Annotated in this window: 10 protein-coding genes; 4 read left to right on the top strand and 6 right to left on the bottom strand. The window is 40.3% G+C overall.

The window, feature by feature from the left end; genetic code table 11:
• Window positions 1-141: 141 nt before the first annotated feature.
• A complete protein-coding gene (locus B2906_RS15990; protein WP_286941676.1) occupies window positions 142-1,431 on the top strand; it encodes an aminopeptidase P family protein in 1,290 nt (429 codons plus the stop codon).
• 64 nt (window positions 1,432-1,495) lie between these two features.
• Here B2906_RS15990 and B2906_RS15985 read toward each other — a convergent pair whose 3' ends face one another.
• Complete coding sequence (locus B2906_RS15985; RefSeq protein WP_286941673.1) at window positions 1,496-2,344, bottom strand: endonuclease/exonuclease/phosphatase family protein; 849 nt, start codon at window positions 2,342-2,344, stop codon at window positions 1,496-1,498.
• 62 nt (window positions 2,345-2,406) lie between these two features.
• Here B2906_RS15985 and B2906_RS15980 point away from each other — a divergent pair, with 62 nt between their 5' ends.
• A complete protein-coding gene (locus tag B2906_RS15980) occupies window positions 2,407-3,300 on the top strand; it encodes a flavin reductase family protein (protein ID WP_286941671.1) in 894 nt (297 codons plus the stop codon).
• Window positions 3,301-3,802: 502 nt separating this feature from the next.
• On the opposite strand, the gene sppA is transcribed toward B2906_RS15980, so the two are convergent.
• Window positions 3,803-5,569, bottom strand: a complete 1,767-nt coding sequence (gene sppA / locus B2906_RS15975) for a signal peptide peptidase SppA (protein ID WP_286941668.1) — start codon at window positions 5,567-5,569, stop codon at window positions 3,803-3,805.
• Between the two features lie 69 nt (window positions 5,570-5,638).
• Here sppA and folK point away from each other — a divergent pair, with 69 nt between their 5' ends.
• A complete protein-coding gene (gene folK / locus B2906_RS15970; protein WP_286941666.1) occupies window positions 5,639-6,124 on the top strand; it encodes a 2-amino-4-hydroxy-6-hydroxymethyldihydropteridine diphosphokinase in 486 nt (161 codons plus the stop codon).
• A gap of 36 nt (window positions 6,125-6,160) precedes the next feature.
• Here folK and fabD read toward each other — a convergent pair whose 3' ends face one another.
• Together fabD and B2906_RS15960 are read right to left on the bottom strand one after the other, a co-directional pair.
• On the bottom strand, window positions 6,161-7,036 hold the full coding sequence (gene fabD, locus B2906_RS15965; protein WP_286941664.1) for an ACP S-malonyltransferase: 876 nt from the start codon (window positions 7,034-7,036) through the stop codon (window positions 6,161-6,163).
• 53 nt (window positions 7,037-7,089) lie between these two features.
• Window positions 7,090-8,019: a LysR family transcriptional regulator gene (locus B2906_RS15960; RefSeq protein WP_286941661.1), complete on the bottom strand. Its 930-nt coding sequence runs from the start codon at window positions 8,017-8,019 to the stop codon at window positions 7,090-7,092.
• A gap of 86 nt (window positions 8,020-8,105) precedes the next feature.
• Here B2906_RS15960 and B2906_RS15955 point away from each other — a divergent pair, with 86 nt between their 5' ends.
• Window positions 8,106-9,065, top strand: a complete 960-nt coding sequence (locus tag B2906_RS15955; protein WP_091648734.1) for a sodium-dependent bicarbonate transport family permease — start codon at window positions 8,106-8,108, stop codon at window positions 9,063-9,065.
• Here the strand turns inward: B2906_RS15955 and B2906_RS15950 are convergent.
• Together B2906_RS15950 and B2906_RS15945 are read right to left on the bottom strand one after the other, a co-directional pair.
• Complete coding sequence (locus B2906_RS15950; protein WP_219956783.1) at window positions 9,062-9,484, bottom strand: thiol-disulfide oxidoreductase DCC family protein; 423 nt, start codon at window positions 9,482-9,484, stop codon at window positions 9,062-9,064. The two genes, B2906_RS15955 and B2906_RS15950, sit on opposite strands and share 4 nt — an antisense overlap.
• On the bottom strand, window positions 9,481-12,255 hold the full coding sequence (locus B2906_RS15945; protein WP_219956782.1) for a gliding motility-associated C-terminal domain-containing protein: 2,775 nt from the start codon (window positions 12,253-12,255) through the stop codon (window positions 9,481-9,483). The genes B2906_RS15950 and B2906_RS15945 overlap by 4 nt, the downstream gene beginning before the upstream one ends.
• Window positions 12,256-12,260 lie beyond the last annotated feature (5 nt).

The following is a 12,260-nucleotide window of genomic DNA, read 5'->3' as shown; positions in this document are numbered from 1 at the left end:
TGAATTGAAGGTAGTAAAAATTCTACCTTTTAAACTCCCTACGAATAATGTTAAGTTTGTCTGTCGAAGTTCAATTTTGGTTCTTTTAAACAAGGAAATTCTAAAAAGGGTAATCCTTAAGAAATTAAATCTAGAGATTTTATGAAATATACACCTTTACCATCGGCTTTGTATGTAAAAAACAGGGCAAAGCTTGCAGCAAAAATGGCAAAAAATTCTGTTGCAGTTCTCAATTCCAATGACATCATGCCTACCAATGCGGATGGTACGATGAGATTTAGGCAAAACAATGATCTTTTTTATTTATCAGGGATTGATCAGGAGGAAAGTATCTTATTAATTGCCCCGGACTGCCCTAATCCCTCCATGAGAGAGGTGTTGTTTTTGCGAGAAACAAACGAGCATATAGCCATTTGGGAAGGACATAAGTACACGAAGGAAGAAGCTCAGGAAGCGTCTGGCATTGAGAATATCCAGTGGCTTGCAAATTTTGATCAGGTATTCAATACAGTGATGGCTTTATCAGAGCGGATTTATTTGAATACCAATGAACATCTGAGAGCAGGAGTAGTGGTTGAGACACGAGATGCCAGATTTATCAAAACCTGCAAGGAAAGATTTCCACTTCATGAATACGAAAGACTAGCGCCTATTATGCATGAGCTGAGAGGGGCTAAAGAACCAGCGGAAATAGATCAATTGCAGATTGCTTGTGATATCACAGAGAAGGGTTTTAGAAGAATCCTCAATTTCGTTAAACCAGGAGTAACAGAATTTGAAATTGAAGCCGAATACCTACATGAATTTGTAAGAAATAGGAGTAAGGGCTTTGCCTATGAACCCATCATAGCATCTGGTGCATCCGCTTGTGTACTTCATTACATCGAAAACAACAAAGCTTGCCAAGATAGAGACTTGTTGCTTATGGATGTCGGGGCAGAGTATGGAAACTACAATGCAGATATGACGAGAACTATACCTGTTAGTGGCCGATTTACAGAAAGGCAAAAGGCAGTGTACAATGCAGTATTAAGAGTGCAAAAGGAGGCGATGAATATGCTTAGACCTGGAGTGACTATCCAGGATTACCACAAGGAAGTTGGCTTGATCATGCAATCCGAATTGATAGGTTTGGGTTTGATTGATATGACGGATATAAAAAATCAGGATCCGAATTGGCCAGCTTATAAAAAGTACTTCATGCACGGAACTTCCCATCATTTAGGCCTTGACGTGCATGATGTGGGTACTATGCACGGACCAATCACTCCGGGGATGGTATTTACTGTTGAGCCTGGAATTTATATTCGAGAAGAAGGAATTGGTATTCGATTGGAAAATAATATTGTGATACAGAAAGATGGATATTTCGACCTGATGCGGAATATTCCAATCGAAGCCGATGAAATTGAGGAGATAATGAATTCTTAAAAAATCTTCTGAATGATGCCCCCAAAACTTGAGACAAGTCTTGGGGGCATTTTTATTTCCTAACTTACTTCCATTGAATCTCTGCCATCACCGGAAAGTGATCGGAAGGATATTTCTTTCCATAATTGTCTGTTAATATTCCATGACGTATAACCTTAATCGGGCCATTGACGAAGATGTGGTCAATAATTCCTTCCGGCATTTTATCCCAATCAAATCCGGTAAATGTGCCAGCCGGGCCGTACGCTGGAATCTCAGAGATTAATCGGGCATCTTTCCAGCCAGAAGCAGAAGTGATGGTGGTATAGGCTGGGTTGTCAGGAGTCACATTAAAATCCCCCATCCAAATAACCGGGAGTTTTTCTTGGTTGATAGAATTGATTTGTTTTAAAACCAATTTGCTGCTTTCCTCTCTTGCTTGCTGACCGATATGATCATAGTGAATATTGAAGACATAAAAGGCCTTGCCGGATTGGTCTTTAAATTTCCCCCAAGTACAAACCCGATTGAGGGCTGCGTCCCAACCTTTGCTCGGACGCTCAGGAGTAGGGGAAAGCCAAAAAGTACCGTGATCAAGTATTTGATAGCGTTGAGGGTCAAAAAGAATTGCTGAAAACTCTCCCTTTTCTTCTCCGTCGTCTCTTCCAACTCCTATGTAATTAAAGTCCAAGTTGGACTCCAACTGCTTAACTTGATGAATCAAGCCTTCCTGAATGCCGACAATCCCGATTTGATGAAATTGGATCAAAGAGGCTACATGATGCTGCCTGTCCTTCCATAAATTTCCCTCGTCTCCTGGGTTATCCCAGCGAATATTGAAAGTGGCAATTTGATGTTTGTTGCTTTGGGCGATGCTGGCTGAAGCACTTACAAATGCGAGAAAAAGACAAAGAATGATTGATTTTAACTTCATTTTGGAGGAACTATATGGTCAGAAAAGGTTTATCTATTAAAATTGAATCATAAATTGAAGAAATGAAAACCATTTATCCCAAAGACCTAGCCACACAGGAATTTCACGCACTTTTACAGGGTAGTATTGCACCACGTCCGATTGCTTTTGCTTCCACTATAGATAATGCGGGAAATGTAAATTTGAGTCCCTTTAGTTTTTTTAATCTATTCAGTACTAATCCGGCTATTTTGGTTTTTTCTCCTTCCAGAAGAGTGAGAGACAATACCACCAAGCACACTTTGGAGAATGTGAAAGAGGTTCCGGAAGTAGTCATCCACGTAGTTCACTATGGGATGGTAGAGCAAATGTCTTTGGCAAGTACTGAATATCCCAGAGAGGTGGATGAATTTGTCAAGGCTGGATTTACGGCAATTCCTTCTACCGAAGTTAAGCCGCCACGTATAAAAGAGGCGAAAGTTGCTTTTGAGTGCAAGGTGAATGAGGTGAAATCCTTAGGGGATCAAGGTGGTGCTGGTAATTTGGTAATTTGTGAGGTGATTGCAGTTCATGTAGATGAAGAGATTTTTGATCAAAATGGTGTAATTGACCCAAACAAAATTGATTTGGTAGCGAGGCTTGGAGGAAATTGGTACTCCAGAACGAACGGAACCGCACTTTTTGAAATTCCCAAGCCCTTAAGGACAATGGGGATTGGTGTTGATCAAATTCCAGAAGAAATCAGAAATAGCCCAGTTTTGACGGGTAATAATTTAGGGAGATTAGGAAATGTAGAGCAGCTTCCTAGTGCTGAGGAAATCAAGGTCTTTGGAGAGAGTCCCATTCTGGAAGAAATGAGGTTGAGATTTAAAAATGATTATGATAGCTGGATCTATCATATCCATGAATTAGCCAAGCAATTATTGGAAAAGGGAGAAGTAGAAGCTGCCTGGAAAACATTGCTTCAAAAGCTTTAAAAATTCATAAAGTATAAAAAAGCTGACTCGTATGAAGATCATTTTTCAGCCTGAGTCCTAAATATTCTTCGAACATATAAAAAATGATATGACAGGGTCATCCAAAATGGATTTGTCTGTTGTTATTTCACAATTGAAATCCTTTCCTTTTTGAAGAATTAATTAGTGAGGGCGCGGTGGGCTGACGCAGCAGCGGGCCAGCGTCCGGCCAAGTGCGTTTGGAGCTTTGCTGCGTCTTGAATTTTTGGTTCTTTTGCTTCAAGGCAAAAGAACGAAGAGAAAAAAGGAAAAATGATTAATTGATGTAGCAAGTGCTTAATTCAATTGAAATAAATTTTCAATAAGAAAGAATTAAATTCCGAAAATTCTATTTTTTCGGAATTTAATCTATCATTGGTAGCTGAGTCGAATGCTGTTTCCGGAATTAGGAATACATTTCGATCCCGTACAATTGTTGGGACGCTCAATGTGACAAAGGTTCGTATGATTCAGCCAATTATGCTTATTTAATTACTATATCCTGTGGCATTCTGACTTGAATTCCCTGATAATGTTTCAGCTTATTTACTTTTTGATAAAGCCCAAAGTGTTCACCTAATTGCGCTTGAAGGATTTTTGTTTCTACGCTTTCACCGAGATCTGACATAATCTGCTCAAACCAAGGCTTGATCGTTGGGTAATATATAACACGGTAATCATCTCCTGCCTCTATTTTGGCCACAGCAATTTCAATTGCTTTATCCAGTCCACCCAATACATCCACTAAGCCTCTTTCCAGAGCTTGATTTCCAGTCCAAACTCTTCCTGAAGCAACTTCTTTCACCGCATTTGGACTCATTCCTCTTCCCTCAGCTACACGCTTGATAAAAGTGTCGTAACCATCTTCAATGGAGCTTTGTATGATTGACCTTTCTACTTCTGTCAGATCTCTTCCAGGATTCATGAAATCAGATAGTTGCCCGGTATTTACCACATCCGTGGTGATACCCAACTTGTCATTAATTAGCTCTTGCACATTGAACCATAAGCCAAAGATCCCGATAGAACCTGTGATGGTGTTAGGTTGAGCAACAATAGTATCAGCAGGTGCGGAAATATAATATCCGCCAGATGCAGCAACTTCACCCATGGAAACGATCACAGGTTTCACTTTTTTCGCTTCGGACATTTCTCTCCAAATTACCTCAGAAGCTACAATTGATCCTCCGGGAGAGTTAACTCGCAAAACAATGGCTTTGATGTCATCATCTTTTCTTGCCTTTCGGATTTCTTTAGCAAATTTTTCCGAACTGATCACTCCATCAGCTTCACCTGAGACTATTTCCCCTTCGGCGATGATAACGGCGATTCTATTTTTGGAAGTAATATTCATGGATTTTGCTACCGAACCTAAATCCGTAGCATTGATACTTGGAATGTCCTCATCCTCTTCTAAGCCTAGCTTTTCCCGAAGTTTGGCATGTACCTGATCTTCGTAGAGTAGTTCATTGACCAACTGATATTTCACCGCATCTTCCGGCTTTCTGACTAGCATCAAATCATTGATCAAGGTCATGCTGTCCAATGCCACAGATCTGGAGTTTGCTACTGCTTGAACCATCTGGTCATTGATATCATCCAAGAAATATTGGGTTTGCAGGCGGTTTGCCTCACTCATTTTGTCTAAAATAAATGGCTCAACAGCACTTTTGAACTCGCCTACTCTGAATACTTCCGGCTCAATACCTACTTTTTCGAAGAAGCCTTTTAGAAAAATTACCTCCGATGCCAATCCGTTGAAATCAATTCCTCCCAACGGATTCAGGTAAATCTCATCTGCAACAGAAGCTAAATAATAGCCACCTTCCGAATAAGCTTCATCATAGGCAATGATGAATTTTCCGGACTCCTTGAAGGCTTCCAGCTCTTCGCGCAATTCTAGCAAATTGGCTTGACCAGCTATAATCAAACCTGTATTCAAATAGATGCCTTTAACTTTTTCATTGGTTTTAGCTTCACGAATGGCTTTTTTTAAATTGACCAAACCTGCAGTCATAGGATTGCCAAAAGGATTGGCAAATTGGCCAAATGAAAGTTTATCATCACTGGTACGCTCCACCAATGTTCTGCCATTCAAATCCAGGTGTAAAATGGTATTTTCTTTAACTGTTACTTCCTTTTCACCAGTGGAGGCAACTATTCCTATCAATCCCAATAGGAGCAAAAAGCTTAAAATACTGAATACAAAAAGCCCGACGATGACGGCTAATACGTTTCCTAAGAATTTCATGATGAATACATTTGAAGTAGCTAAAATAGGCTAATTTGGCGAGTCAATAAAGATAATTTCCTTCAGATTATGAATAATGAGGTTGTATTGATTTTGGGAGGTAATTTAGGTGATACCTTGACCCTGATTGAAGAGGCGAAAAAGCAGCTTCTTAATCTTGGAGAATTAAAAGGTAAGTCCTCTATTTATCGAACGGAGGCCTGGGGAAATGTGGCTGATCAGGATTTTTTAAATCAGGTAGTAGTGATTTCTTCAGCCTTGGAACCTTTGGATTTTTTGAAGGAAATTCAAGCAATTGAAAAAGTATTGGGTAGAAAAAGGGTGGAAACTTGGGGGAATAGAACCATGGATATTGATATCCTGTATTGGAATCAAGAAGTAATTGACCATGAAAATTTAAAAGTGCCACACCCTTTCTTACAAAAAAGAAAGTTTGTGCTCATTCCTCTAGTTGAAATTTTACCGGATCAAATCCATCCAATACTAAATCAAACCAATTCCCAAATCTTGGAAGTTTGTCCAGATGAGTCTCTCGTTGAAATTTTGGAGCCATAAAAAAACTGCCTCTTATTAGGAGGCAGTTTTAGGTTCTTAAAGTCCTGAAACTTGAGCTTCAGGATAGATTTTTTTAACTAGGCCCTGCAATACTTTTCCTGGTCCACATTCCACAAAGTCTACAGCGCCATCTTTTACCATGTTTTGTACAGATTGAGTCCATTTTACAGGAGCAGTGAGCTGAGCAATCAAATTTGCTTTAATTTCAGACACATTGCTGACCGCCGTAGTACTTACATTTTGGTAAACTGGGCAGATTGGCTCGCTAAATGTAGTTTCTTCTATGGCTTTCTGTAATTTTTCTCGTGCAGGCTCCATTAATGGAGAATGAAAAGCTCCTCCAACAGGTAAGGGCAATGCTCTTTTTGCACCTGCTTCTTTCATTTTTTCACAGGCGATTTCAATTCCTTTGTTAGATCCGGAGATGACTAATTGGCCTGGACAGTTGTAGTTGGCAGGAACGACCACTTCGTCAGTAATCTGAGCACAGATTTCCTCTACTTTTTCATCTGCCAACCCCAAAATTGCAGCCATGGTAGAAGGATTGATTTCGCAAGCTTCTTGCATAGCCATAGCTCGCTGATAAACTAATTTCAAGCCATCTTCAAAGGCTAAAGTGCCATTGGCAACCAAAGCAGAAAATTCACCTAAAGAATGACCTGCAACCATATCAGGATTGAAGTCAGGGGTAGTTTTTGCCAAAATCACAGAATGAAGAAAAATTGCCGGTTGTGTCACTCTGGTTTGCTTCAGCTCCTCATCAGTTCCGTCAAACATGATATCGGTGATTCTGAATCCCAAGATTTCATTCGCTTTTTCAAAAAGCGCTTTTGCTTCTGGGTTTTCTTCGTAAAGTGCTTTTCCCATTCCGGGAAACTGGGCGCCTTGGCCTGGAAAAACAAATGCCTTCATGCGTTTTTATTTGTTGAGAGGGCAAATATAAGATTTTTCCTTTTGGTGGATGGTCAGTCCAATTCGTTCAACTGCTCAAAGTGATCTTGGAAAATTTTCCGCTTATTTTCACTTACCCATCGGATAAAAGCCTTCACTGCAGGGGCGTGCTTTTTTTGCTTCAACCAAACCAATTTCCAGTCAGCTATGATAGGAAGCCCCTCGAATTTCAGAATATGGATTCGTTTTTCTTTGATTTCGTTGACCATGGAGTAGGAGGAAAGAATGGAAGCACCCAACCCAGCCATGATGGCTTGTTTCACTGCCTCGTTGGTAGCCAATTCCATTTTACTGTTGGTATTGATGTCCCTGTCATGAAAAAATTTCTCCATCATCACTCTTGTTCCGGATCCGCTTTCTCTCAAAATAAAGGGAATTTTATCCCATTTATTTTCACTGATTAGTTTTTGGTATTCTTCGGCTTTTTTTGGCGAGCAGGCCAAATACCATTTATTTTCCGCGATGACGATGCTTTCAAGGTTCATTTCATCCGGAGCAATCGACACCAGTGCCAAATCAGTGCTGTTTTCTTCCAAATGAGCCAACACTTTAAAGCGATTTGACACCTCCAGGTTGATTTCCACATGAGGATGGATTTTCATGAAATCAGCCATCAAATAGGGGATAATGTATTTCCCTGTTGATACAGCGGAGATTCTGATTTTTCCGGCCAATAAGCCTTTCAATTCCATCATTCGCTGTTCGATCTGATCCATTTCAGCGAAAATCCGCTCTGACATATCGACTAATTCCTGACCAAATTCTGTGATGTGGATTTTCTTGCCAATGATTTCAGTGAGAGGTACATCAAAGTTCTCCTGTAGATTTTTCAACTGTACCGAAACAGCCGGCTGAGTCATATTCAAAGCCTTTGCTGCTTTGGTAATGCTTTGAAAGTGAGCAATGCTACTTAATGCTTTCAGCTGATTCAGAGAGATATTCATAATCAAGATTAATACAAAACTAATAAACGATAAAAAAATATTATGTTTTTGTTTTTTTTAATCTTTCTCTTTGGAATCTTTGTAGCATGGATTTCCAGATATTGATTAATAATCTCACCAACCCGAGTCTTTTGTTCTTCGTGTTGGGAATTTTAGCGGTCCGATTCAAGAGTGATCTGGAGATACCCGCAAACTCTGCCAAGTTCATTGCACTTTACCTGATGTTGTCCATCGGCTTCAAAGGTGGTCAGGAATTATCCCACAGTGAATTTGATATATCAATTGTTTGGGCTCTTTTATTTGGCCTGACACTTTCAGCAGGAGTTCCTTTTTATACCTTTTTTATTTTGAGAAAAAGATTGGGAACACCCAATGCCGCAGCGATCTCAGCAGCTTATGGCTCAATTTCAGCCGTAACATTTGTCGCCGCAGTAGCATTTCTGGATATTCAAGGCACTTCTTTTGGAGGACATATGGTTGCCGTAATGGCATTAATGGAGGCTCCTGCAATTATTTCAGGTGTAATTTTATTGAGGAAATACTCTGATACCAAGCCTGAAGGAGGGATGAGACAAATTGTGAAGCATGCTTTGACCAATGCTTCAGTACTCCTGATTTTAGGAAGTTTGGTAATTGGGTTTATAGCGGATGAAAAACAGGCAGAAGGAATTAAGCCCTTTGTGACCGATATTTTCAAAGGCTTCTTGGCTGTCTTTTTATTGGATATGGGGATAAGCAGTGGTAGGAAGCTGAAATCCTTTTTTAAATACGGTTACTTCTCTACTGTATTTGCTATTGTAGTTCCTCTAATCAATGGTTGTATCGTGGCCTTTATCAGTCATTGGATTGCCCCTGAATCTGGTGATAGATTCATCTTCTCAATTTTGGCTGCTTCGGCATCCTACATTGCGGTTCCTGCTGCGATGAAATTAGCAAACCCCGAAGCCGATGAAGGACTTTATATCCCAATGGCATTGGCAATCACATTCCCATTCAATATCACCTTTGGAATGCCAGTTTACTGGATGATTATACAGTATTTCTAAATCGGGCTATTTTCCGGAGATAGAAACTTTGCCCTTTCTTCCGGTTTGGGTAATCGGCAAGTGTTCTTTTTCCCAAACCATTTATACCTGTTTTTCCCAATCCAATCATAAACTGGGTCTCTTAACCATTTGGGTAAAATAAGTAAGGGATAAAAAATTGGCCAAAGTCCAGCGAGATGTTTGGAGATTTTTAAGGCAGCTGTACTTCGGTAGAAAACTTTTGAGTCCTGGATCAGCACCAAAGAGTCTAGGTAATCTTCTTTAACATCAAATTTTGAAAGAATTTTTTTACTAAAATCATCCTGCAATGCTCCCACTAGAAACTGATCATTTTTATCATTTCTGATTATAAAATCAATGGAAGCATTGCAGAGATTGCAGACTCCATCAAAAAAGATGATGGATTTACTTTGGCTCATCGAAGGATTTGAATGGTTCCTTTGAGTGTTCGCTCTCTTAAGCTCGGGTCTAATACATCGAAGAATACTTTGCCGGAATAGAAGTAAGTACCAGCCGGTAAATCATTTCCGTTCTTGTCTCTTCCATTCCAGCGAATGAAAATGTCATTCTCGTTGGACTCCAGACTATTGTAAGTAAATACTTCAGCTCCCCAACGATTGACAATCATAATCTCTACCCCAGTCACAAATCGTGGACATTGAGAGAATGGATTGTCAAAAGCAGAGAAGGTATCGTTCAAGCCATCACCATTAGGTGTAAATGCATTTGGTAAGACATAATTAGGACAATTATCCACACAAACTATATTACTTGGCTCACTTTCATTGCCGGATCTATCAATCGCAGTAATGTAGTAGCAACCTCTGTAATTTGGCAGATTGTTAATTCTCGTGGAAAGCTGGATAGCAGATAGTTGGGCTACTAATTCAAACTGGCCTTCTTCACCATCTGGTGTGAAGTAAAGTCTATATCCTGCCAACTCGTCATCGCACTCTCCTGAGAAATCAGGCTCCCAACTTAAGTCATGGAAATAGGTGTTGGAATTGCACGGTTGCTCCGCCACGTAAGCACTACATTCCGGCCCTTCAAATGTCAAAACAGGTGGACAAGGCAACCTATTGTCATCCGGTTCTGCACAGATGATTTGAGACTTGTTCTCCAAGGGATACTCCAGTCCCTCAACATTATATGCCCCCTTGGTGATGACATAGTAGCAGTATTCCAATTCTTTTTCCAAAGGGACTCCATTGAAGCTTCCATCATCCAGGAAAGTAAAGCCCGAAGTAGTGACATCAACTTCAGCAATCAGTTCAAAGGTATCTGTATCCTGTGCATCTGCATCAGTTCTATTTCGGTACACCTCATGTTTAAATTCGCTGACAGAATTATTCCAGGGAACAGTAAAGCTCCAATTCAGCTCAATAGCTTCGTTGATTATGGTAGGTTCTAGCCTCACTGAAGATGCAGAGGAGGATGTATCAATTTTGGTGTTATTGTCAAGTAATACTACTCGATAATTATATACCAGATCCTCGGTATTCAGTCCTGTATCAGTAAATAAAGTATCAGAGGTAATGCCCAAACTGGTTCGGTTTTGATTTCCTGTAAAGCCTTCACTTCTCAGCAATTCGTAGGAATAAGGTCCGGGGAATTGAGTCTGATCTATATCATAAGGGGGAGTCCATTTGATAAATATTTCCCCATCTTGAGTATCTGTTGCCTCTACGCTTACATTGGTAATAATAGGAACGTCCACGTCAATCGTGATACAAATTTCATCAGATACTATGCTTTCCCCTGATCTAGGGGCAGGGAATCCGGCTACCAATCTGTAGCAATATGTATTGCCTGGAGCTAAGCCTTCACCACCGTTCAAATCGGTAAAGCTGAATGTCTGCATGTCGGTAGTACCAATCAACTCATACCCTGGTCGAATACCTGTTTCGCAACTATCAGGCTCATAGGGGTCAGAATTAATTCTTCTCCATATCTGCATTTCTGAAGCAGAATTGGCACAAGCATAAGGATTCCAATTCAATTCTACAGACCTTCCCTGAAGTTGTTCCAATTCATCCCAAACAGGAGGTGGTCCAATCACTTTAATTCTCCAAGTCTTGACATCTACCAATGCCGGTCCGGACCTTGGCTGATCTGTGATTCGAACTCTCACATCATACTCTCTTGCCCGAACGTGATTACAGACCGTTTGCCAATTGAAATTGACTATTCCAGGGCTTGGTTGGAAGGTGGAGACAGGGGCATAATTTGCTGGATTGGATATTTCTAGGGGCTCCCCGAATACTTCTATTTTGATAGGATCTCCATCAGGGTCTTGACCTTGAATTATTTCTTGAATATTGGTTCCTGCTACTACGCAAAGATCCGGTGGTAAAATTAATTCTGGTCTTCGATTATTGGAGTTTTCAATAATGATCTGCATGTCCCGGACTACATATCCAATGCGGGTCCATTTGCCGTCCAGTTTTCGCCATTCTACTATCCTAAAGGCGACATTGAACTGACCAGCAGTACCTGGAGCATCCCAGATAAGATCTCCAAAAATAGGATCCAATCTTAGGAAAGCAGGAGTAGCACCATTTTCTTGGCTGAAGCTAAATTCACTGCTTGCAGGGCTTCTGTAATTATTTACCGGTCTTTGAAAAGCTTGCTTTGGTATGTCTAATTCATATGATAAGCTATCACCATCTGGATCAAAAGCTCCTGGGTTATGAATGTATCTAACATTCACAGCACCATTATCTACCGGAGGAATGGTTAGTACCGGGGAATTATTAACTCCAATAAATGGGTCTATGGTAATCTGAGTTTCTACATAAAAAGGAGTGTCAACCGAATTATCCATATTGAGGGTTAGATCGTTTCTATTGAACTCCTGAAATCTGATTGTGTAAACTCCAGGTCCCTGAAAAGTATGCGAGATAACAAACGTGTATTTTTCGATCTGATTTCCCAAACTTTCTACTAAAAAAAAGTCACTTTGGGTATTGAGCTGTTCTACTCTTCCATCACCAAAGTTGATTGTTCCCGGACCGATTACCACATTGGATCGGGTATCAGTATATCCGACTACCGTAATCCTGTAAGTTAAAGTCTGAACGGAAGTTCTTTCGGCGATGATTTCTCCTGCACGAATATGAGTAGCCCAAACAGTAGCAAGGCCTAAAATGAAGTAGACGAATAAAAATCCGAGAGAAAGTTTAAGCTTCATGGTAT

This window comes from Algoriphagus sp. UBA3586 (genome assembly GCF_002376385.1).
In the GTDB taxonomy this organism is placed as follows: Bacteria; Bacteroidota; Bacteroidia; order Cytophagales; family Cyclobacteriaceae; genus Algoriphagus; species Algoriphagus ornithinivorans.
Note: the sequence above shows the minus strand (reverse complement) of the source record. Positions and strands in the feature narration are given on the sequence as shown.